Here is a 21,256-nt window from a genome sequence, read left to right as displayed (position 1 = left end):
GACTGCCTGGATGGGCTCTTTCAGTTCACAGAGTGGACCACGATGGAGCCAGCAGACCGCATCGACGCAATCGCTGCCTTGATCCGCAGCAAGATCACCTGGCCTACGAACGCCCACGGCGTCGTACTGTCGAGTGGGCCCGGGGTGAACTTCGACGGTAACGATGCCGCTGCCCAAGCGGTTACCGGTCGTTCGGAGTCCGGAGTCTTCCTCCGACGACTCACCCATCCCTACCTCGTGCGTGAGACGTTCATCGTTCCTCTCTCCAGTGAGGCGACCGAACACACCGACTGGTGGGCAGCCGCGTACGGTGACGAGCCCGCCTGGCTAGACATCGATCTCGCGGCAGTCGGGCTCCCCAAGACCGCAGACCTCTTTTTGTAGATCTGCGGCTATATGGGTCAGCTGCTGCGACGCGTTGGAATGCCTTCGCTCCACACGCACCTATGTTCGCCGATGTCACCAAGCTCTGGAACGGCTGGCGTGGCCTGGTTGCGACGGCGCAGCCTCGGTTGCGCTTGGCCCAGCGGCGAATGCGTTACCGTTGCCGCCTTTCGTGGCTCTCACAGGTAGCGGCACGGTAGCTGGACCTCGGCATGGTTTGAGCTGGCGTCGGGGAGCACTCCCACTGATCACAGCGGGACGAAGCCACCAGCGCGACGTCTGGCCGGGGGTCTGCTGCTCACGGGAGGGGATCGCGTGCTGCATGAACAGGGTGAGATAGCCGTATCGGCAAGCAAGGGACGCGAGGATGGTCAGGTGGGAGCCGGTCCCTACGACTACTACAGCCTTATCGCCCGCGGCCTGCCGTTGCCGCGCCTCGCGCGGACCCTCAAGCCTCAGGCGGTACATTGCGCAGTTACGTCCGTTGACGTAAGCGGCCGTCTAGCCGACCGCAGGCCACTACAAGCCCTCGGGTGGTTCGCCGGTCGTCCCGTCGACCTCGTCGCTAGGGACAACGTGATCACGGTGACCGCGCGGCGCGGCGGGCGGTGGACGATCAACCGGCAAGGTCACCTGGTGCTGCCGTCCTCAGTGCGGCGGAGCTGCGGCGTCGAACGAGGTCATCGTCTCCTGGTGCTGGCATACCCGGACCGCTCCGTGTTGCTGATCTACACGATGAGCGCACTGGAGCTCATGGTCTCGCGATACGACGTACGTGAGGCAGCGTGATGGGGTCGGCCTTCAGCGGGGGCGACGATCTGGAGACGGCTCGGCTCCTCCTGACTCGGCTAGGGGTAACGCCGGAGCAGCTCCTGACCGTGCAGAGCACACCTCGCGTGGTCCCCACGTTCGACGAGTACATCGAACGCGTATCTGAGGCGGTAACGGCGGGCACGGGACGGGTTTACGGCACCTACTGGAACAGAGTCCGAGAGGTCTGGGGCAACCGCCGCCTGAACGAGCCGACGCCGCTGGAAATCCGGCAGCTCGCCGAGCGGATGAAGGAACAGCTCGTTGTACGGCGGAACTCTCGAGGTGGGCGGACAGCCGCGGAGCACCTCATCTCGTCGCTCAGGTGCCTCTACAGCTACGCCGAAGCCGACGGGCTCATCACCGAGTCCGCCAACCCAGCGAAGCGGGTGCCGAAGCCCCGACGGCTCGCCAGCACGAGGCGGGCCCTATCCGAGCATCAGCTTACTTCGATAAACGAGGTCGCTGCTACCACCGGCAACGACCCGGAGCTAGATGCTCTGATACTGCGACTCCACATCGAGACTGCGTGCAGGAGGGGCGGAGGTCTCGCCCTCCGCCGCGCGGATCTCGATACGGAGCAGTGCATGGTCCAGCTGCACGAGAAGGGGGAGACCGTGCGGTGGCAGCCCATCTCACCGACGCTGGCCACTCAACTTGAGCAGCATTGGGATGACCGAGAGGGCGGCAACCTGACTGACCGGTTGCTCAGATATCGAAACAGTCGGCCCATCACGAGCCGGCGCCACGACCATCTGTGGCAGCGCCTCGGAAGGTGCCTGCGCTGGGTGGCTACCCAGCAGGTCAGCACGCACTGGCTACGCCATACAACCTTGACCTGGGTGGAGCGGAGCTTTGGTTACGCCGTAGCTCGAGCGTTCGCAGGTCATAACGGCAGGTCCGATGCGGGCACGACCAGCACCTATGTCCGAGCAGATGTCTACGAGGTCGCACAAGCTCTGGTTGCACTTACAGGCGAGTCACACCCGCTGCTGTGCACAGCGGCGGGAGCGCCTTCGGACAGTCGAGGACGCGCAAGCCGGGCGACAGCGTGGCGACGCGGTCGCTGAGGCCGCTGGCGATCCCGGCTACGCCCTCACAGGGGGTGAGGACTGCGGGGATCTTCGTTATGAGTTGGCCAGGTCCGAGGCGCAGCAGATGATCGGCCGGTAGCTTCGGTGGAAGCTTGGGCACCGCTGCTGGGTCGGGCTTGACAGGGTCGCTATCATCGTGTTGGTCAACCACGGTGACCGAGTCGTCATGGACCTCCCGGCTGAGGTCCAGCGAGGGCGACTGAAGGGTGAGGCGCCCTCCGCGTGTCCTAGCTTGTTTCTGTAGGTGCGTCATCTCGATTGCCGTTGGCCGGGCAACGGACCGGGAGACGACCGTGCCCTCAATCGACCTTGCGGCTCTGCCGACCACAGTGGTACGACCGCTGATTGTCGCGATTGCCCATATTCCGATCATGCTTTTGGCGCTGTGTATTGCACCAATCTTGCTGTTTGTCGCAGTAAGACCCGAGTCGCACGGTGACCTGGCCGTCCGTCTGCTCTGCGAGTTGCGGACCTGGAGCCGAGACGCGGTTGGCGCTGCGAGCGGTCGGCGTACTCGATGACCCGCGTCCAGACCAAAGATCTCGCACGCGTCCGGACTCTTTATACCGGCGAGACCTACCAGCAGGCTCAGGGCCTCGTCGCGACCGTGCCGGCTGGCGAGGCGTTGCTGCCAGATGCGCACAGCGCTGCTCAAGCGGCGGTGGAGTCGGCCTTGATGAACCGACTCCTCACTGCCTCGCGGCTGCTCACTGTGGACACTACGGGCCAATGTCATCCGCTGCCGGTGCAGGCTGTACGACCGCTGTCGGCGGCGCTCCGCGTCACGGTTCCGATTGATGCGGTCGAGCAGTTTGCCGCCATGCTCTGCGCCTCGGACGCGAGCTCAGAGGGCGAGACACTCTTGGTGACCTCTGTTCGTAATGTAGTCACGGTGGCCCTGCCGGACCAGGCGGATGTTCAGGTGCAGCTGCGGTGCTCTTGGGATCGGCTCCGTGCGGTGCTGCGTGCTGCGCCTGACGTCGAGATCTTGTCCGCTGGCCGGCTACGGCTGCGTGGTGCTGCGGAGCCGCTAGCACGCCGTCCGGAACATCGGGCCGCGCTTAGCGCCTGCCTCCGGCGCGCCATGCTGTTTTCGGATCTTCGAGCACTTTCGTGGCTCGTGGCTTGGAACGAGTGGGTGGCCTCAGGCCGCCGTCAGGACCGTCCGCAGCCGCCACATGAGGTGTCGTCGGCGTTGACAAAGTCACGCTTCGGGCCGAGCGCGCCGGTCGCCGCGCTCCTGGTGGGCGGGCCACAGGCGGGGTTTGCTGGCGCCTTGCCGCGCCGCCCATCTCATCATGGCGGCGATCTAAGCGTCGCCATGACGAGAAGCGGTGGTCCGTTGCCCGTCACCCCTGACCTGGCCCTCGCTGGAGTCACGTTCACCCTGTCTGCCGCCGAATTGCAGCAACTCGTCGCCCAGGACGCTTTGCCTGATACGTTTACCAGCCCCGCCCATCCCGCCTCAGGTCCCGCGTTGGCGGCCTCGATCCGCGCTGCGATGCGCCGTGCTGTCGCTTTGGCTGATGATCTTGTGCAGGCTGGCCTTGGCGCAGTCTCAATGATCATGGGTTACCAGCTTCCGCTGACCAGCAGGAAAGTCGACGTGGTGCTCGCCGGCGTGCACCCCGTAACTGGCGACGACTCCTATGTAATCGTTGAGCTAAAGTCGTGGACGCATGCGCAGTCCATTCAGGGATCTGACTCGCTGGTGGTGGTCAGGCGCGTGGGGACAGTGCAGCTGCACCCGGGCGTGCAGGTTGGCGCCTACTGCGAATACCTGAGTGACGCTCTCGGCGCGCCGGCAGACGGGGATGGTCTGATCCACGGTGCCGCCTATCTGTACAACGCCGTAGACCAGGATGTCAGCGACGTTCTCGCGCACCGCCCTACCAACCAGACTCGAGTCTTTACCAAGCAACAGCGTGTGCAGTTCATCGACTATCTACGCGCTCATCTCAGGAACGCCTCGGGATCTGGTGCCGCTGACCGTCTGCTGGCGAGCCCTGTACGCGCCAGCAGACACCTGCTGACGTACGCCGATCAAGAGTTGAAGGAGCGGTCCCACTTCAGGCTGCTGGACGAGCAGCGCGTGGCCTACGAGATGGTCTTGCGAGCGGTAGAGCGCGCCCGCACCGCCAACCGCAAAACGGTTGTGGTGGTGTCCGGTGGACCTGGTAGCGGGAAGAGCGTCATCGGGTTGTCCGCGCTCGGTGAGCTGGTCAGGCAGGGCCATGCGGTCCTGCACGCTACCGGGTCGCGGTCGTTCACGCAGACACTTCGCCGCTACGTCGGTCAGGGTTCGAGCCGAATGCGAAACATTTTCGGCTACTTTAACAGCTTCATGAATATCGAGCGTAACAGCTTCGACGTGCTGGTTTGTGACGGGGCGCACGGCATCCGCGCGACGTCGGTTAACCGATTTACCCCGAAGATCAGGCGGGATCGTGCCCGTCCGCAGATCGCTGAGCTGATCGAAGCCGCTCGGGTGCCGGTGTTTCTCCTCGACGAGGACCAGGTCGTTAAGCCGGGTGAACTGGGCAGCCTGACGCTCATCGCTCGGTACGCGGCACAACGCGGCCTAGAGGTCGAGGTGGTATCTCTGCATGATCAGTTCCGCTGTGGCGGCAGTAGCACTTACGACCGGTGGACGAAGGACCTGCTCGGCCTCCACGAGGGTGAGCCGATGAAGTGGGCGGGTGACGGCCGCTTCGACCTGCGAATAGCCGATTCGCCAGAAGAGATGGAGGCGTTCCTCGCCGACAAGCAAGCCGCTGGTGAGACGGCGAGGATGTCGGCCGGCTACTGCTGGCCATGGAGTGACCCGCAGCCGGACGATTCGCTTGTGGCGGACGTGCAAGTCGGCCGGTGGGCACGGCCCTGGAACGTTAAGAGTGACCGAAGCGTCGGCGACGCCCCAGGTTCTGCCTTCTGGGCAACCGATCCCGGGGGATTCGGTCAGGTCGGCTCGGTCTACACAGCCCAAGGCTTCGAGTACGACTGGTCCGGTGTCATCATCGGCCCGGACCTTGTTGCCCGCGATGGTCGCTTGGTCACCCGCCGCTCGGAGTCGAAGGACCCGGCGTTCCGCAACAGACAAGACGTAAGCGACGAGGCCGCCGACCGGTTCATCCGCAACACCTACAGGGTGCTGATGACCCGGGGCATGCGTGGCACGCTTCTCTACTCCACAGATCCAGAGACCCGTGCCTTCCTGGCCTCCCTCATGTAGGCCCGGCACGCGGGACTGTCGGTCGATCTCGCGACTGGTAGGTTGGATGCATGAGCACCTATCCGGTGCATGGATGCTGGACGTGGGGGTTCAATCCCCCCTCGGACACCAGTTTTCGTGGAGATTCGCGCAAGATCGACCGGTAACGGCGGATCAGCGGGTCACCGCCGGCGGCATCCATGCTCATGACGAACCTCGGGGGACGCTCCCGCCTGCGCTGACACTGGCGCGGCCCTGGCGGGGGCGGTTGTGAGCCGTCGACCGCTCCCTTCTCGCTGGCACGACGAGCAGCTCGTCGAGGCGCTCGTGCCCACCCCACTGCCGGCCCCGCCGCCGCCGCAGCCGGCGCTCATGCCGGCCCTGCCGCCGCCCGCTGACCAGCCGTCCAGCGGGGTGCTGTTCGACGTCGCCCGCCCCGATTCCGCGGGTCGGGTGACCGCCCGTCCACTGCTGCGCGCCCTGGGCTGGATGCCCGGCCTCGCCCTGCGCGTCGACGTCGTGCACGCCGCAGTGCTCATCACTCCTGCCGCTAATGGGGGGCACGTCGTGGGGTCCCGTGAGGAGCTTCCCCTGCCGGCCGCCGCACGACACCTGTGCGGCATCACCGGTGGGGAACCGGTGCTCCTGGCCGCCTTCTGTGGGCGGGACCTGATCGTCGTGCACCCCTCAAACACCATCACCGCGCTCCTGGCCGACCTGCACGCCCACATCTTCGGAGCCCTCGATGACCGTTGACCCCGACCGTGTCACCATCGTCCGGGCGCTGTTGGACCATCTCGGCCTCACCGCCGCCGACCTCACCGACACGACCAGCCGCGCGGTGCCGACAATCGCCGAATACCTGCCCCGCGTCGAGGCGGCGGCCAGCCCCGGCACCCGGCACAGCTACCACAGCTACTGGAACCGCATGGCCACGACCCTCGGCGACCGCCGCCTGGACACGGTCACCGCAAGCGATATCGAAGCCCTCATGCGTCAGGCCACCTCTGGTGCCCGCTCTCGCCGCAACTCCCGTCACGGTCGGCACGCCGGCGAGCATTTCGTCGCCGCCGCCCGCGCCTTCTACACCCGTGCTATCGCCGACGGCTACCTCAGCGCCGTAGACAGCCCCGCCCACCGGGTGCGCAAGCCCCGCCGGCTGCCCAACACCCGCCGCGCCCTCACCCCGAAAGAGCTGGAGGAGATCAACCGCGCCGCCCGCAGCGGCGGCAACGACATCGTCCTCGACGCCCGGCTGCTGCGCCTGCACACCGAAACCGCCTGCCGCCGCGGCGGTGCCTTGGCGCTGCGCCTGATCGACCTCGACCCCGACCACGCACTGATCCGGCTCACCGAGAAGGGCGGCACCCAACGGTGGCAACCCATCACCCCGATGCTCGCCGCCCGGCTGCTCGAGCACGCCCACGCCCGCGGCGCCGTCGCACCCACCGACAAGCTGCTGCGCTACCGCAACGGCCAACCCGCCAGCTACCGCCGCTACGACCTGCTGTGGAAACGCATCGGACGTCAGCTCCCGTGGGTAGCCGCGCAGGGCATCTCCACCCACTGGCTACGCCACACCACCCTCACCTGGGTCGAACGGCACTTCGGCTATGGAGTAGCTCGCGCCTACGCCGGCCACACCGACAGCCGCGGACCCGCCACCACCACCTACATCAAAGCCGACCTCCACGCCGTCGCCACCGCCCTGGCCGCCATGACCGGCCAACCCCATCCGCTAGCCGGAGGACAAGACGGACAGTCCCTGCCCACGCACCAGGCCAGGGAAGACGGCGGCCGGTCGCACCGCCCTGGAACTCGGCGTTGACCCAGTCCTCAGGCGACGCGGCTCGTGGACGTGTTGATGTCGGCGCTGGTGGGCAATGGCGGGATACCCGGCCGCAGGTGGCCGATACCCGCCGCAACAACCCACTGGGCTGCCAGCGGCTGGAGAGCCCACGGCTCGCGCAGAAGCATTCTGCGCAAAGCGCCGCGGTCCGCCACCTGCGCGGGTTCTGGCTGCAGTCGGTGACGCCGCTGGCCGTTGGCCCCCAGTGCTGATGCGACGGCTCGTCAAGGACGGTGACGAAGTCGTCGACCAGGCTGGGCCGGTCGGCGTGCCCCACCAATGGCGGCACGCCAGCCCACCGTGTGCCGCCACAGACCAGGCGGCGTGTCGGCCACCCCGTTCCTCAGTTGCGGCTGCCCGCCCGCCCACCACGCCGGCGACGTGGTCGCTGAAGTCCGCGAGGTCATCGCCGGCGATCTCGACGAGCCGGAAGCCACTTGGCATCAGGCGCTGTGGGTTGACCAGCCAGCGCCAGATCCGTACCGCCAGCCCGTCCCAATCGTCCACGCTGCCGTCGTCAAGCCGCCCGGCGTCGGCATCTGCCGCCAGGCCCACCTCGCGGCGCCAACGCCGGATGGTCTGCCGTACCCGCCAACAGGTGTGTGAATTGATGCGGAGCATGTCGCCGTCGCCGAGCGGCCCGTCCCCGGCGTGCCAGTCCTCCACCGGGCTGTTGCGCCACGCGTTGTTGACCACACCGACGGCAGCGAGATCCAGAACCGGTCCCACCCGATCCGGATCGATCCCCACCTGATGAGCCAGCATCGCCCGCACCAGCTCCGACTCCTGCTGCGTCAAGGCGTCGTCTGTAGTGCGGCGAGCGACCGTCTCCATGGACATCGAGAATGTCAGCTCCTGCTCTCGACTGGACGGACCGGCCTGGCCGGCGGCAAGGCGACGGGTTGGGTCAGCCCCGTGGGCTTAGTCTGAGGCATGCTCGAAGCCGGCAGCCGGACGCGCACCCAACCACCCCCACCTGCCATCGTCTTCGAGGCGCTCACCGAGCCCGACCGCGACCGGCGCGTCCCCGGCTGCAGCTGCTGGACGACGAACGATCGCCGCAGGTCCTGCGCTCCGAGCACCCGCACCTGGTCATCTGGTCATCGCTGTGGCCCAAGCGGCCGGATGCACAGGTGCGTTTCGACCTGGAGTCCGATGGCGGAGAAGGCACGCAGCTGCGCTGGACGCTGCTGGTCACCGAGCCCTTACCCGACCCGTCGCTCCTAGGACATCTGCGCAAGCGCCTCAACGAGCTGATCAACGCGAACCTGCGTTACACCTTCGGGCAGTAGCCAGACAGAGGTTTCGTGGGCAAGGCCGCTGGCGGACCACGATGACAAGTGCTCAGTGTGGATGATGTCGGCGTACGAGTTGCAGTGCAGGGCCGCGTACGCCACCGAGTACACAGCGGCCATCGACATCCGCAAGCCCAGCGGCGGCCTGATGGTCGAGCCGCTGCCCGCACACCGAAATCATCGACTACACACAGTGACGTTCGGCGAGCCCCGGTGGTGTCCGGATCTGCCGAGAACGGTGCACTTGATCATGGTGATGAGCGTGCGCCGCAGCTCTACCGCTGTGCCCGGGCCTTCGCTCGGGTGTGGCCGGAGGCCGGTCTTGTCTGGCTTGCGGGCTGAGCTTCGGTCGTGCGGTGGACTACGCGGATGGCGAGGGTTCGCCGCAGGTTGGGCAGCGACCCCTGTCCGCGCCGGGTGCACGGCGGCCCGGCGACAGCCGACCCCGTGCTACTAGGGCCAGCAGTACCAGCATCGGTCCGGTCACGGCTACCAGCACCGACGCTACGACCATGGCCGACCACGCCGGAATCACGGCCCGGCCGGGGCCGGAGTCGTCAAACACCGCGCCGAGCGGGTTCACCGCGAGCATCCCGATCGGTGTGAGCAGGATCAGCATCGCCCAGGCGCCGCGGTAATCGCGCCGGGCGGCCAGGCCGAGCGCGAGCAGCAGCGCACCGATCAGCAGCGTCACCGCAGCGGCCGGCAAGGCAGATCTGCTGAGATCGAAGTAGCCGGTGTAATAGGTCAGGTCGGGCGCGGTGTCGATGGCGACCGGCAGGGTCGCTGCGGTGGCGGCGATCGGCATCAGCCGGACCCACCAGGGGTGCCGACCGGCCACGCTGAGCGCGACGACACCGAGCACGATCTGGGGCAGCAGCACCGCCAGCGGCGGGCGGGGCAATCCGGTTAGCGCCGTGGCCGGCACGATGCCGGCCGTCACCAGTACGGCCAGGCCGACCGTCCAGCGCAACCACCGCCCGCTCGCCGCGACGTGCACCACGGCGGCGAGCAACCAGGCCGCCCATGCCGCGGCGGCGAGCGACTGGAACGGCCCGACGTGCGAAAACCAGGGCTGCCTGGGGGCGAGCACCTCGAAGACCATCGCCCCGGTGGCGAACACGGTCGCCGTCATCAGCGCGAGCAGGCCGGCGAGCCGGAAGCCGGGGCCGAGTCCCTGTGCGATCCGTAGGTGCTGCTGCAGGCCACCGGCCGCGAGGTCCGCAATGTCGGCCGGCGAGGGTCTCTTCCGGCCGGGCGCGGCCAGGGACAGGTAGGTATCCATCAGCTCCGAACCGCGCCCTCGCCGATAGTTGGCCGGATAGAACAGCGCCGTCCAGCGCGCATAGCGGCGTTCCAGCCCGGTCACGGCAGTGCCCCCTTCGTCATGTTCGCCAGGGCTGTCGTGTCGGCTCTTCACCGGGCTCATGCGAGTCCTCCACTCAGGCGAGGCGAGGTCGTGGTGGCGCGCAGCCGGGTGGTCGCCGCTTCGACGTTGCGGCGCATGCGTTCGGCCTCGGCGGCCAGCAACGCGCCGCCCGGCTCGGTGAGCCGGTAGTAACGGCGCAGCCGGCCGTCGACGAATTCCTCGTGATCGACGGCGACCAGGTCCGCGTCGACCAGCCGGTCGAGCGCGCCGTAGAGCGTGCCAGGCCGCAGCGAGATGCGGTTGTCGGAAAGCCGGGCCACCTCAGCGATCAAGCCGTACCCGTGCATCGGCTCGCCGACCAGGGCAGTGAGGATCAGGAATGTGGGTTCGCGTAGCGGGGTTTCCATGCGAGTAATATATCGGCTGCGAAGGTATAGCAACCCAGTGCCGTCACGGCCACCTGCGAGTGCACACTCCGCTCCGAGCAATGCTCCGACAGCGAGATCCAGGCGCGCTCATCTGCCGCGAAGCGCTCGTTACGCACGGTGATCGTCATCCGGGCTGACTCACGTCCGGACGCGCCGATGAGCGGGTGCCCGTAAGACATCTGGCACCATGGCCCCGTGCGGCGAGATCCGACGGAGCCACCGACCTCCCTACTAGCGAGCGCCGACGTGGTGCTCGTAGGCCTGTTCTCGGCGAAGGATAAGGAGTTTGGCGCAAAGCTCGATCGGCTGGCGGCTTCGGTGAAGGCACATGGTGGGCGGGTAGTGAGCCGGCACGTCCAGCGGCGGGGTGTCTCGCACGGCGGTGCGGCCAAGATGATCGAGTCGTTTTCGCGGCGAACACTGCTTAGCCTTGGCAAAGCGCACGAAATCGCGCAAGCGTGCCGGGCCGCGAAGGTCGGCGTTGCGGTCTTCGCAAACCCGCTCACGGAACACCAACGAGCTGTCCTCGGCAACATGTTCGGGTGCCTCGTGATCAGCGGCGAGGACCTCCTCACCCCTGATCAGTGAGGCGTCCGCACGTGCCTGGATCCGATGACCATCGCGATCCCGGACGCAGCGCACGCACATGCCGCAGATCGAGTGTGACGGCCGCCGACGGCGCGTTCGAACCGATCAGCTCATCGCAGAGCCATCGAGATAGCCGACGTCCGTGGAGCCCGACGCGACCTGGACGCGGTAGCCCCAGTGCCGTAAGACCTGTGCGATCTTCGCGGCGCCGCCCGGGTTAGACGAGTGGACATTGATGACGCCCATGCCGAAGGGGCACTTCTCGAAGGCGGCCTGCTCCAGGATCTCCACGACGGCCAGACGTGTCGTCGCCGCCCAAGTCGTGGTCCAGCCACAGCTCGTCCAGGCGCCCGTCCCGGTAACGATTGAGGAGCTCGACTCCGGCAGCGCTCGTACAGGCCACCTCGGCGCTGCGGCCATCCACGAACGAACGGAGGTCATCGACCAGAACGATCGTTCGGCGGGCATCCACGCGGTGATGATGCCTTGCACCGTCACGATCCGCCATCCGGATCCGCCGCGGACAACACGCGGTCGTGGCTGCCTAACGAGATGGAGGTAGATCGGCCGGCATGCAGTCCCGTTCGTCGAGGACGGCCTGCAGCCGGTTCGGCACCGCAGGCGCAGGCATCGCCTGAGCCAACTGGTGCGCTGGGCTACGCGCTTTGCAGGAGGTCCAGCAGCCGTATGATCAGGGGGATCAAAGCGCACCCGACCAGTCCGATAGCCGCCGCGACGGTTCCGGAGATGACCGGGCTGGCCCTCCATTTGGCGCTGCGGACCCTGATCGGCATGATCACGATCCCGATCGTGCTACCCAGGACGAACGCGAGCGCCCCGTAGGCTATGGCGGCGAACACGATCAGGTCTTCCCATCCGTCGACACCAGTTCTGGCCTGCCACGCGACCCAGCCGACGAAGGCAAGATAGAGCATCGCGTACCACGCCGGAACGGTGACGATCGCGGCGACTTTGTCGCGGGTGCTGCGGGACGTGCCGGACGCCGGAACCTCTGGTGCGGACATGCTGCCACTGTGACCACCGAAGGCTAACCGGCGCATGAGTAGCGCTACCCAGTTCCACACTGCGCGCAGCTCGCCGAACGACCCGGCTCCAGCGAGCTCACGTGCACGGATCTGCCTCAGACCATGCGCGCTGGGGCCTCGATAGTCACGCTGCGTCGGTCACCCTCGGCGTGGATCCTACGGACATACCGATGAGAGAACGCGCACTGATGGGCACGCGTTGGGGTTCGAGTCGCTCCGAGGATCAACACCTGGAAATCGAGCTTGACCTGGAGTGTTGGCTTCGGGTGTGTGTCGGGATCGACACAAACCGATGCCCAACACCCGCTGCACCTACACGGTGCCATCCCGCTCGGCTGACAGCCACCCTACCTGGACTGGATTGGCCCCGGGCTGCCACCGGGGCCAACCTGGTGCCGGAACTCCTTACCAACACGCCTCTGTTGACGGTCGCGAAGTAGCCGATGTGAGCGGCGACGCTGTTCAGGTTACGACGGCTACGATCAGGGCCGATGCCATCGTGAACCCTGCGTATGAACTACGTTGACGAGCCGGGATGGCCTCGCCGTGGGAAGTACGACGCTCTGACCAGCTTCCTGAGATTCGCGGCCAGCTTGGCAACTTTCGGGCGACGGCCACGGCGCTCGGCGTGCCACTGCGCGGCCAAGGCACGGTAGTCCAGGCGGCCGCCACGAGTCGCGGCGTTGCGGCGCAACTCCCGCGAAATCGTCGAGCCGTCACGCCCTACCGCCCGAGCGATCTCCCGGACGCCCTTACCTTGCGCTTTGAGCAGTGCGATCTCTTCGCGCTCGGCGAACGACAGAAACCGGCCCGACACCGGGACCAGCGACAAAGGCGACATACCGCCACCCTGACGAAACCAGCGCCCGCCCACCGGCTGCGACACACCACACGCCGCCGCAGCTTCCTCGCTCGACAGACCTTCAGCGATCCGCCGCCAGAACTTCCGCCGCACCTCCCGGTGCTCGTTCACACCCGGGCGCCCCGGCGACCGCATCGCCGGCCTGCCCGTCACCGCCGTCACCCAGCCCGATGGCCTACCCATGTCCACACCCCTTGATCGAGGTGTTGCGACGACCACTGGAATCCGCCCAATACACCAGCACCCAGCACGCCCGCCTCGCCAAGCGGCACGGAGTTCGGCTATCACTGGGCCGGCGCGGGCAGTGCTGGGACAACGCCGTCGCCGAGTCGTTCTTCGCCACCCTCAAAACCGAACTGCTGCACCGCCAGGCCTGGTCCACCCGCAACGCCGCCCGACAGGCGATATTCGAATACGTAGAAGGCTGGTACAACACCCGCCGCCGGCACTCCAGCCTCGGCTACCTCAGCCCCGCCGCCTACGAAGCCACCGCCAGCATCAACCCGCTACCAGCCAGCAAGGTAGCTTGAGACCACCACATCGACCCTGTCCGTCGAAACGGGTCAAGCCCAGCCTGCAGCAGACGATACCTGTGCGGGCTCCCCGCTAACCAGGCCGAAGCTTCACCGAAGGCTCTGGTGATCTCCCATACGAGCACGTGAGAGCCGCGCATTGATTTGCCGCATGGCGTGCGTTCGGGCCTGAACTCAGCTTCGGGCGAACGTGCAGGAGGAGCGGACGGCGGCCATGGAGCCTCCGGTGCATGTGCTCGTCAGCGTCGAGGATGGCAACTGCGCGCCCCCCGGGGTCCGCGGCCCGCCCCGTGCCCGGTGTCAAGGGTCAGGCCATTTTTCAGCGTCCGCTAGCACCCGGCGATCGTGGCCCGCACACATGTCATCGATGGTGGGCCGCTATTTGTTGTGACCGATCCGGTGTAGGCCGCTTCTGTCGTGGCTGGCCGTCACCTGTAGCGGGAGGCGGAGGTCGCCCGCCTGTCGTTGCCGCAGTGGTCGGGTGGGACCTTGCTGTCGGTTGGTCCCGGTACGCTCCCGTCCATGCTGATGACGGTCCGCGATGAGACCGCTGCCGGTCGCGCGGTGGGTTCGATCGTGCTCGACGTTCCGGGCACTGTCACGCTGCGGGAGCTGATCCGGCTTCGGGTGCGTGAGGAGGTCGCTCGCCACAACGCCGCGCCCACCGAGCGATTTCAGGGCCTGGTCCGCCCGACCGAGGCCGAGGAGGATCTCAACGGCTACCGGATGCGCACCCCGATGCGGATCGACTGGGAGCGGCAGGCTGACGCGGCCGTGACCGCGTTCGAGCGTAACGGTTTCTTCGTGCTCGTCGCCGACCAGCAGGTCGAGGAGTTGGATGAGGAGCTGACTCTCAACGAGGCCGCTGATGTGGCGTTCGTCCGGCTCATGCCACTTGTGGGTGGCTGATGGGGACCCTGTTGGCCGCGCATCGCGACCGAGCGGGCGTCCTCATCCGGGGCGTGCGGATGGACAATCCGGCGGCGCCCACCCCCATTGACCACGACATCCTGCGGACCCTGAGCGACGAGCGGGCGCTCTCCCTCTGCGTCGTGCTGGTCGAAAGCGCCGCCGCACACCGGGGCTGGGAGTGGACCGGCGGCCGGCTCCTGGCCGACCTGGGCCGGCGCTCGTTGCCCTGGACGCCGGCTGACGTCGACCTGCTCTTTACGCTCGCCCGCGGTGCGACGCACCAGACGGTCATCACCGTGCTCAAGGCCGCCGCCGGTGCCGCCGAGTCGCTCGATCCGGCGGATCGGGCCGGTCTTGTCGCGCACTTCCGGGAGGCGCTGCGGCAGGTCGAGGCCGACAGCTACGACCCGAGCCAGCGGGGCCGTGTGGCGTTGCGGTTGCGGGCGTTGATCGAGTCCGCCGTTCCCGCGGCGCCGGGCCGGGTCCGGGTCGGTGTGATCCATGTCGAAGACGGCTGGAGCCAGGTGGCGGTCGAGCGGCTGCTGGCGGTCACCGTCGATACGGATGCGGTGTCCGATCTTCTCGACCATGCGGGGAGGATCCCGCCCGGCCCGCGCCCGAGCCGGTCCTGGCTCAAGCGGGCCGGCGACCTGCTGGCCGGACGGCGCGGTGTGGTCGCGCTGGTGCGGGAGCTGCTGGAGTTGGCGCACACCTGCGAGCCGGCCGAGCTCGACTATTGGGGGGTGACCTACCGGGCGCGGGTCGGCCCCAGCAGCGCGGATCTGGTCCGGGGTCTGCTGTGGTCGGCGCAGGTCACCGGCGAGCAGTGGCTGCCGTCGCTGGTGTTGGCCCTGGCCGAGTCGCGTCCGGAGCCCCGGGTGCTCAACACCTGTTATGCGGTGCTCGGGCGGAGCGGCACCCAGGCGGTCGGCGTGCTAATGCGGCTGCAGCGGGCCACCCGCGATCGCGGAGATCTCGCCCAGATCGCGAAGGCGCTCGACGAGGCCGCCGACCGCGCCGGCATCAGCCGCTCGGAGCTGACCGAGCAGACCATCTCCGACGCCGGCCTCGATGAGCGGCGGGAGCGGCGGATGGCCGGCGGCGCGGTGACCGGAATCCTCGCGCTCGACGACCTCGCCAAGGTGAGCGCCGCCTGGGAATACGGCGGCACCCGCACGGCCAGGCCGCCGGAGCACGCTGATCCCGAGCTGGTAAAGGCGCTCAAGCACGACGCCGCTGAGCTGCGAAAGCTGGTCACCGCCGAGCGTGACCGGCTCGAGGACCTCCTCGTGGAGGAGCGCGAGTGGCCGCTGGAGACCTGGCGGCAACGCTATGCCGATCACCCGGTGACCGGCAGCCTCGCCCTGCGTTTGCTGTGGACGGTCATCGACCTCGATCGGGCCGTGACCGCCCTCCCAGCCGCGGACGGCCGGTTCACGCTCGTCACCGGCGAGACGATCGTGCCGGGGCCGCAGGCGCGGGTGCGGGTGTGGCACCCGGTCGCCGCCGACCCCGAGGAGGTCCGCCTCTGGCGGGCGTACATCCTTGCGCACGAGGTGGCCCAGCCATTCAAGCAGGCCTTCCGCGAGGTCTACCTGCTGACCCCAGCCGAGGAGGAGACCGGCGTCTACTCCAACCGGTTTGCCGCGCACGTGCTGCGCTACCAGCAGACGTACGCGCTGATGAAGGAGCGCCGCTGGGCCACCAACTACCTCGGCGGCTGGGATGGCGGATACGACGGCGAGGCCAAGCGGGACTTCCCGGCCCAGGGCCTTCGCGCGGCCTTCTACCACCAGCAGGCGGGCGACGAGGGCGGCGGCCACGAGGTGATGTTCTGCACCACCGACCAGGTGCGGTTTCAGCGGTCCTGCGGGCGGCAGTGGGAGACCGTGTCGCTGGCCGAGGTGCCGCCGGTCGTCTTCTCCGAGGCCATGCGCGATGTCGACCTCTTCATCGGCGTCGCCTCGATCGCCACCGACCCCACCTGGGCCGACCGCGGCACCGACCGCCGCTTCGCCTACTGGCAGGGTGTCGCGTTCGGCGACCTCACGCCGGGCGGGCAGGTGCGCCGTCAGGTCATCGAGCACCTGCTGCCCAAGCTGAAGATCCGCGATCGGGCCCGCCTCGCCGGCCACTACCTGGTGGTCGAGGGGCGCAAGCGCACCTACCGCATCCACGTCGGCAGCGGCAACATCCTGATGTCTCCCAACGACCAGTACCTCTGCATCGTCCCCGCGCGCGGCACGAAGAAGGTCACCGGCGTGCGCTTCGTCCCGTTCGAGGGCGACGAGATGCTAGCGGTCGTGCTCTCCAAGGCATTCCTGCTGGCCGACGACCACCGCATCACCGATCCGTCGATCCTCCGCCAGATCGGCTGACCGCCGTCGTTGGCCCGGCCCGCCTCGGCGCCCATGATCCGCCTGGCAGATCGTGGACGGCACGCTCGCTGATTCGAACCGTCAGATTGAGCTGCTCGAAGAGGCGCTTGGGAGGTTGGCGGCTGATGAGTGCTGTGGCGGTCACGACCCGTTCTGTCACGGCCACACGTTCGCTGAGGTTGCCGACAACGTTTCTACAAGGATCTCAGCGGCGATGGGGTAGGACATCCCGGAGCTGTTGGGTGATCCGACTGGACCGGCCCTCAACGTCGGAAACGCCGCATTGTCCGCCCAGTTTCGGCGTCTCATGGCCCGCCGACAGAACTGGCCGCGTTGACAAGGGGCCATCCGCTCATGGCCGCGGTGCGATCGCTACGTACGTAACGGCTCCGCCCGGCTGCTCGGCGTGCGGACATGCCGATGTCAGTGTGTCCGCCCGGCCGGGAACCTACCGCACGAGGCCTCGCCTGTCGTGGGTCGCACGCGCAGCTGTCCAGGGCGGCCGTCATTGTTCGGCCGGATACGAAACCTCGCGATGAAAATCTCGAGGCCATGCCTGATTTTGCTGCCTACACTCGGCCGGTGATGAAGGGGCGTTTCGTCGACAACGGACGGTGGCTGGCTGGGTTCTCCGGTGAGTTCGTCGTTCGATGCCCGCAGTGCGGCGCGGCGGCGAAGGTCTTGCGGGAATGGGACCCTGCCGGGCGGACCTGGAAGCCGGCGGCAGTTGCCTGCGTGACCTGTGGGTTCTCCCGCCGGCAACACAGGCCCGCCGGCTGCGAATGTGGCCGCTGCCGACGTCACCTCCCCGACAGCTGGGCTGGGCCGGTGGTCATCAGCGTGTGGCGGCGGTGCAGCCACTGCGGCCGCCGAATGTACGTCGACCGCCAGGCGAAAGTAGCGCCGCATCACCGCTTCGTCACTCTGCACTGCGACGGCTGCGGTGCGGCGACCAACGCGAGCTACGAACTGCGTCCGGTCATGGTGCCTGCAGCCCTGGTGGACAACTGCTTCGGTCTACCGCTGTGGTTGCAGACTCCGTGCGCCGGTCACACGTTGTGGGCTTTGAACCCGCGCCACCTCGCTTACCTCAAGGAGTTCCTGCAGGCCGGGCTTCGAGAACGGCACGGCACGGCGAACGCCTCAGTGGTGTCTCGACTGCCCGGCTGGCTCAAACAGGCCAAGCACCAAGGCGAGGCACTGCGCGCGGTCAAACGTCTTGAACGGCTGCTCCTGCCCTGAAGCCCGGCGGAAGCTCCTCAGCGCATCCGAGTAGGTCCACCGAGTTGGCGCGTGGATTGTTGTGTTCGGCTGGCGGGCGCCCTACCGGGTCATGCGAGTGCCTTAGCGGTGACCTCCGCCGGTGTGAGGGTGGCGTCGATGGAGGTCAGCTTGCCCGATGCGCGGTAGTGGCTGAGCGTGGCTGCCGCGGCTGGTCGATAGGACTGCAGGCCCGCGGTGATGCGGTCGGGGTTGTCGTCGTGGCGCTGGAACAGTTCGCCTCCGCAGCGGTCGCAGACGTTGGGGCATGCTGGGGCGGCGAACTCGGTGTGCCAGGTTCTGCCGCAGCCGCGGCAGGTGCGGCGGCCGGCCAGGCGGCGAAGGACCTCGGCGTCGGGCAGGACGAGGTCGATTGCTCGGTCGATGGGTGTGCCGAGGTCGAACAACAGGGCGTCGAGCGCCAGCGAGATGACGTTGGCGGTGGTGTCCTGCCCGGCGATCAGCATCAGCATCGCGTACAGGACCAACTCGTCGCGGGACAGCGTCCCCTTGCGTACCTGCTCGGCGATGAGGTCGTCGAGCAGTCCCGTGCCCGGGTTGCTCTCCTTGGCCCGGACGAGCTGCCCGAAGTAGTCGGTCAGCGCGGCCATCGCCTCGCCGGCCCGCTCGGGGTCCGCGTCGAAGAGGCCCCGGGCCGGCCCCTCGAACGCCGCGCGGTCCTCGTACGGGACGCCGAGCAGCACGCAGACCGCCATCGACGGCACCGGCAGCGCGAACCCGGCGACCAGGTCCGTCGGCGGCCCGGCGGCGAGCATCGCGTCGATGCGCTGGTCGACGATGTCCTGGATGGCCGGCCGCAGCGCGTTCATCCGGCGTACCGAGAAGCTGGGGATCAGCATGGCGCGTTGCCGGGTGTGCAGCGGCGGGTCGACGCCGATCAGCACATCGGTGTAGCCGGTGGTCTCCAGCTCCGCCATCTCCGCGCTGAGCGCGGGGAAACCGGCGACGCGGGGGTTGATCGACACGCGCCGGTCGGCGAGCAGTGCCCGCGCCTCGGCGTACCCGGTGACCAGCCACACCTCGCGTCCGTCGTAGAGCCGTACCCGGGAGAGCGGGCCGTCGGCCCGGAAGGCGTCGTAGCCGGCGGACGGCCGGTACGGACACTGCCGCCCGATCGGGAAGGCCAGGGTTTCGTCGGGTGTCGCTGCTGGGGTCGACATGCGCTCTCCTCATGGTCGCAACTCTGGTGGGCGGCTGCCGTCGCGCGTCGGGTCCACGGCCGCGACCGACCGGGTCCGCCGGGCGCGGTCGCCGGCACCACCGCGGTCCGCGGGGTTCTCGCCGGACCGCAGTGCGGCCACGCCCCGACCGAGGGGCGGCCCGCCCGGATCACCGCCCGTTCGACGCCGCCACACCACCTGGTGTCAGGTGCGCTGACGCCCATCAGCCTGCCCGCGCGACCGCTGGGTGTCTTCTCGTCACGTGCGGCACCGCGACCGCGGCGCGGAACGGCCGCGGAAGCACCGGCGGGCGGGCCGACCGAGTCCCGCCGTGCCGAATTCGAGCGGCTCTGATTATGGTTCGGCCGATCGACGGCAATGGCTACCGAAAGGGGTGCGGTCAGGGCCTCCCCGGGATACTTGCCGCACTGTAGGATTCAGGCATCGGGCAACTCTTTGCGTGCCCCGCACCCGTGTCGCGAAACCGCTCACGCGAGCTAAAGGATGTGTCATGGATTCTGCGGTCTCACCAACCGTCGCAAATTTGGCCGAAAATCGTGCGCCGAGATGGCGTCAGCGTGCGCTCGGCGTGCTGCTGGCCGCGCTGGCCGCGGTCCTCATCTGGGTGGTGGCGGTTCCCCTCGCCGGCGTGGACCTGGAGGCCACGGTGGCCGAGGGGGAGGCGCTGATGCAGATCAACCTGGGGCTGGTGGTCGCCGCGGCGCTGATCGTGCCCCTGCTCGGTTGGGGGCTCCTCGCCCTCCTGGAGCGGGTCACCCGCAACGGCCTGCGCATCTGGGTCATCGTGGCGGGGGTCTTCACGCTGCTCTCCCTCGCCGGGCCGAGCACCGCGGAGACGGGTGGCGCGATGCTCACTCTCGCGTTGATGCACCTCGCCGTCGGCGGGGTGCTGATCGCGGCGATGATCCGCAGCGCCCGACGCTGAACCGAGACGCCGACGACCCCCCGGGGGCGAACCGCTCCGGGGGGTCGTGCCGACAGAAGCGAGACGGTCGTGCCTGCGCCGGACGGCGCAGGCACGACCTGGGAGGGCGACGGTGGATCAGCTCAGGGCCACGGCCCGCTCGTAGACGGTGCCGACCGAGTCGGTCGCCAGCTGGTCCGTCGGCTCGACGGACCAGATGAGCAGGTCACCGTTGGCGGTCAGGACGAGCGTGGCGTCGCACTCGGCGACGATCGGCTCGGTGACGCCCCGGTTCGCGTTGGGCACGGGCAGGACGGTCGTGAGGGTCGACGCGAAGGTGCGGGCACCGTCCAGCGACGGGGCCGGCGCCTCGGCGTAGGAGATGGTGCCCTTCAGCGGGTCGCCGTTGCCGCTGTCGAGCGTCACGGTGCCGGCGCTGCAGGTACGCAGCACCTTGGCCACCTTGTCGATCGCCGCGTCGGCACCACCCGGGATCTGGAACACCGCGGTCATGAAGTACCGCTGGTAGCTCTCCGGGGCGGCCTCCTGCGACCGCTCACCGGACAGCATGAAGCCGTCGACCTTGCTCAGGTCGCCCAGCGCGTCGGTCATGTTCAGGCAGGCCTTGGGCTCGGAGGTGATACCCGGGCCGGACTCGAACTGGCCGGTGTGGAGCGCCTCGGAGATGCTGATGACGGGCTCGACAGACGAGGCGGTGCCCCGCTGCGCGTCCGGGTTCAGCAGCTGCCGGAGCTCGTCGGTGGTGAAGTGCATCGGGCCGGTCGCCGTGGTGTCGTGGTCCCCGGCGGAGGCTGCCCCGTTCCCCGCGAGGAACAGCGTGGTCAGGGCGGCCAGGGCCACCGCGGCGAGAGTGACGACGGTTCGCTTGTTGCGCATGTTGTTCTCCTGGTCGAAATGGTGGTTCGGTGAATGCGGAAATCCTCCGCAATCACTGAGGCGTCGGGTCGCCCTCCCTTTACTGATCGCCTCGTGGAATCAGTATGTCGGACGGTTGGGGCGGTGCCGCCTCTCGTCTTGCTCAGCCGGCGCGGCTTTTGCATACAGGTCGTGTCGGGGCGGTTATTTTCCGCGCGGAACAATGAACGCGACATTTATGTCCGCCGGTGCGGG

The 21,256-nt window shown here is 68.0% G+C and carries 19 protein-coding genes and 2 pseudogenes; 14 read left to right on the top strand and 7 right to left on the bottom strand.

The window, feature by feature from the left end:
- Nucleotides 1-42 precede the first annotated feature (42 nt).
- The 8 genes from GA0070621_RS13615 (at nucleotide 43) to GA0070621_RS30820 (ending at nucleotide 8,640) form a co-directional block, all read left to right on the top strand.
- Entirely contained in the window at nucleotides 43-384 is a 342-nt protein-coding gene (locus tag GA0070621_RS13615; protein WP_157739978.1) for a hypothetical protein, read from the top strand.
- Between the two features lie 315 nt (nucleotides 385-699).
- Nucleotides 700-1,173, top strand: a complete 474-nt coding sequence (locus GA0070621_RS29545) for a hypothetical protein (RefSeq protein ID WP_157739977.1) — start codon at nucleotides 700-702, stop codon at nucleotides 1,171-1,173.
- The gene (locus GA0070621_RS13605; RefSeq protein WP_091202376.1) at nucleotides 1,173-2,264 is read left to right on the top strand and encodes a tyrosine-type recombinase/integrase; all 1,092 of its coding nucleotides are present in this window, start codon (nucleotides 1,173-1,175) and stop codon (nucleotides 2,262-2,264) included. The genes GA0070621_RS29545 and GA0070621_RS13605 overlap by 1 nt, the downstream gene beginning before the upstream one ends.
- A 541-nt stretch (nucleotides 2,265-2,805) precedes the next feature.
- Nucleotides 2,806-5,520, top strand: coding sequence for a DUF2075 domain-containing protein (locus GA0070621_RS13595; protein ID WP_167666879.1), 2,715 nt, complete (start codon nucleotides 2,806-2,808; stop codon nucleotides 5,518-5,520).
- A 249-nt stretch (nucleotides 5,521-5,769) separates the two neighbouring features.
- Nucleotides 5,770-6,255 (top strand): hypothetical protein, encoded by a 486-nt coding sequence (locus GA0070621_RS13590; protein ID WP_157739976.1) that lies wholly within the window; start codon nucleotides 5,770-5,772, stop codon nucleotides 6,253-6,255.
- Nucleotides 6,245-7,327: a tyrosine-type recombinase/integrase gene (locus GA0070621_RS13585; protein WP_091195370.1), complete on the top strand. Its 1,083-nt coding sequence runs from the start codon at nucleotides 6,245-6,247 to the stop codon at nucleotides 7,325-7,327. The genes GA0070621_RS13590 and GA0070621_RS13585 overlap by 11 nt, the downstream gene beginning before the upstream one ends.
- Before the next feature lie 345 nt (nucleotides 7,328-7,672).
- Entirely contained in the window at nucleotides 7,673-7,954 is a 282-nt protein-coding gene (locus GA0070621_RS29540; protein ID WP_157739975.1) for a hypothetical protein, read from the top strand.
- Between the two features lie 527 nt (nucleotides 7,955-8,481).
- Nucleotides 8,482-8,640: a hypothetical protein gene (locus GA0070621_RS30820; RefSeq protein WP_167666878.1), complete on the top strand. Its 159-nt coding sequence runs from the start codon at nucleotides 8,482-8,484 to the stop codon at nucleotides 8,638-8,640.
- A 364-nt stretch (nucleotides 8,641-9,004) separates the two neighbouring features.
- On the opposite strand, the gene GA0070621_RS13575 is transcribed toward GA0070621_RS30820, so the two are convergent.
- Together GA0070621_RS13575 and GA0070621_RS13570 are read right to left on the bottom strand one after the other, a co-directional pair.
- On the bottom strand, nucleotides 9,005-10,072 hold the full coding sequence (locus GA0070621_RS13575) for a hypothetical protein (protein ID WP_167666877.1): 1,068 nt from the start codon (nucleotides 10,070-10,072) through the stop codon (nucleotides 9,005-9,007).
- Nucleotides 10,069-10,419 carry a PadR family transcriptional regulator gene (locus tag GA0070621_RS13570; RefSeq protein ID WP_091195364.1) on the bottom strand — a complete coding sequence of 117 codons (351 nt, stop codon included), beginning with the start codon at nucleotides 10,417-10,419 and terminating at the stop codon, nucleotides 10,069-10,071. The genes GA0070621_RS13575 and GA0070621_RS13570 overlap by 4 nt, the downstream gene beginning before the upstream one ends.
- A gap of 267 nt (nucleotides 10,420-10,686) precedes the next feature.
- Between GA0070621_RS13570 and GA0070621_RS13565 the strand changes: the two genes are divergently transcribed.
- Nucleotides 10,687-11,028 (top strand): HflX-like GTP-binding protein, encoded by a 342-nt coding sequence (locus GA0070621_RS13565; protein ID WP_167666876.1) that lies wholly within the window; start codon nucleotides 10,687-10,689, stop codon nucleotides 11,026-11,028.
- A 105-nt stretch (nucleotides 11,029-11,133) separates the two neighbouring features.
- On the opposite strand, the pseudogene GA0070621_RS13560 reads toward GA0070621_RS13565, so the two are convergent.
- The 3 genes and pseudogenes from GA0070621_RS13560 to GA0070621_RS30815 all read right to left on the bottom strand — a co-directional run.
- Nucleotides 11,134-11,536 (bottom strand): annotated as a pseudogene (locus GA0070621_RS13560) (cyclic-phosphate processing receiver domain-containing protein).
- Nucleotides 11,537-11,684: 148 nt separating this feature from the next.
- Nucleotides 11,685-12,053 carry a hypothetical protein gene (locus GA0070621_RS13555; protein WP_157739974.1) on the bottom strand — a complete coding sequence of 123 codons (369 nt, stop codon included), beginning with the start codon at nucleotides 12,051-12,053 and terminating at the stop codon, nucleotides 11,685-11,687.
- 595 nt (nucleotides 12,054-12,648) lie between these two features.
- A pseudogene (locus tag GA0070621_RS30815) lies at nucleotides 12,649-13,119 on the bottom strand (helix-turn-helix domain-containing protein); the annotation flags it as partial.
- Nucleotides 13,120-13,139: 20 nt separating this feature from the next.
- Between GA0070621_RS30815 and GA0070621_RS13545 the strand changes: the two are divergent.
- From GA0070621_RS13545 to GA0070621_RS29530, 4 genes are all read left to right on the top strand, one after another.
- Complete coding sequence (locus GA0070621_RS13545; RefSeq protein ID WP_157739973.1) at nucleotides 13,140-13,466, top strand: integrase core domain-containing protein; 327 nt, start codon at nucleotides 13,140-13,142, stop codon at nucleotides 13,464-13,466.
- Between the two features lie 525 nt (nucleotides 13,467-13,991).
- Nucleotides 13,992-14,378, top strand: a complete 387-nt coding sequence (locus GA0070621_RS13540; protein WP_091195353.1) for a hypothetical protein — start codon at nucleotides 13,992-13,994, stop codon at nucleotides 14,376-14,378.
- Nucleotides 14,378-16,759, top strand: coding sequence for a DUF4132 domain-containing protein (locus GA0070621_RS13535; protein WP_091195351.1), 2,382 nt, complete (start codon nucleotides 14,378-14,380; stop codon nucleotides 16,757-16,759). Before GA0070621_RS13540 ends, GA0070621_RS13535 begins: the two co-directional genes overlap by 1 nt.
- 582 nt (nucleotides 16,760-17,341) lie before the next feature.
- On the top strand, nucleotides 17,342-18,001 hold the full coding sequence (locus GA0070621_RS29530) for a hypothetical protein (protein ID WP_157739972.1): 660 nt from the start codon (nucleotides 17,342-17,344) through the stop codon (nucleotides 17,999-18,001).
- Nucleotides 18,002-18,090: 89 nt separating this feature from the next.
- On the opposite strand, the gene GA0070621_RS13530 is transcribed toward GA0070621_RS29530, so the two are convergent.
- Nucleotides 18,091-19,200: a hypothetical protein gene (locus GA0070621_RS13530; RefSeq protein WP_091195348.1), complete on the bottom strand. Its 1,110-nt coding sequence runs from the start codon at nucleotides 19,198-19,200 to the stop codon at nucleotides 18,091-18,093.
- 544 nt (nucleotides 19,201-19,744) lie between these two features.
- On the opposite strand from GA0070621_RS13530, the gene GA0070621_RS13525 reads away from it, so the two are divergent.
- A complete protein-coding gene (locus GA0070621_RS13525) occupies nucleotides 19,745-20,146 on the top strand; it encodes a DUF6069 family protein (protein ID WP_157739971.1) in 402 nt (133 codons plus the stop codon).
- Between the two features lie 117 nt (nucleotides 20,147-20,263).
- On the opposite strand, the gene GA0070621_RS13520 is transcribed toward GA0070621_RS13525, so the two are convergent.
- Nucleotides 20,264-21,022, bottom strand: a complete 759-nt coding sequence (locus GA0070621_RS13520; protein WP_091195343.1) for a hypothetical protein — start codon at nucleotides 21,020-21,022, stop codon at nucleotides 20,264-20,266.
- Nucleotides 21,023-21,256: the final 234 nt, after the last annotated feature.

The organism is Micromonospora narathiwatensis, from assembly GCF_900089605.1.
Taxonomy (GTDB): domain Bacteria; phylum Actinomycetota; class Actinomycetes; order Mycobacteriales; family Micromonosporaceae; genus Micromonospora; species Micromonospora narathiwatensis.
Note: the sequence above shows the minus strand (reverse complement) of the source record. Positions and strands in the feature narration are given on the sequence as shown.

What these genes read in the sequence shown, in the direction of transcription:
- GA0070621_RS13615 (WP_157739978.1), top strand. Translation starts at nt 43, where the DNA reads ATGGAGCCAGCAGACCGCATCGACGCAATCGCTGCCTTGATCCGCAGC.
- GA0070621_RS13605 (WP_091202376.1), top strand. Translation starts at nt 1,173, where the DNA reads ATGGGGTCGGCCTTCAGCGGGGGCGACGATCTGGAGACGGCTCGGCTC.
- GA0070621_RS13595 (WP_167666879.1), top strand. Translation starts at nt 2,806, where the DNA reads ATGACCCGCGTCCAGACCAAAGATCTCGCACGCGTCCGGACTCTTTAT.
- GA0070621_RS13585 (WP_091195370.1), top strand. Translation starts at nt 6,245, where the DNA reads ATGACCGTTGACCCCGACCGTGTCACCATCGTCCGGGCGCTGTTGGAC.
- GA0070621_RS13575 (WP_167666877.1), bottom strand. Translation starts at nt 10,072, where the DNA reads ATGAGCCCGGTGAAGAGCCGACACGACAGCCCTGGCGAACATGACGAA.
- GA0070621_RS13570 (WP_091195364.1), bottom strand. Translation starts at nt 10,419, where the DNA reads ATGGAAACCCCGCTACGCGAACCCACATTCCTGATCCTCACTGCCCTG.
- GA0070621_RS13555 (WP_157739974.1), bottom strand. Translation starts at nt 12,053, where the DNA reads ATGTCCGCACCAGAGGTTCCGGCGTCCGGCACGTCCCGCAGCACCCGC.
- GA0070621_RS13540 (WP_091195353.1), top strand. Translation starts at nt 13,992, where the DNA reads ATGCTGATGACGGTCCGCGATGAGACCGCTGCCGGTCGCGCGGTGGGT.
- GA0070621_RS13535 (WP_091195351.1), top strand. Translation starts at nt 14,378, where the DNA reads ATGGGGACCCTGTTGGCCGCGCATCGCGACCGAGCGGGCGTCCTCATC.
- GA0070621_RS13530 (WP_091195348.1), bottom strand. Translation starts at nt 19,200, where the DNA reads ATGTCGACCCCAGCAGCGACACCCGACGAAACCCTGGCCTTCCCGATC.
- GA0070621_RS13520 (WP_091195343.1), bottom strand. Translation starts at nt 21,022, where the DNA reads ATGCGCAACAAGCGAACCGTCGTCACTCTCGCCGCGGTGGCCCTGGCC.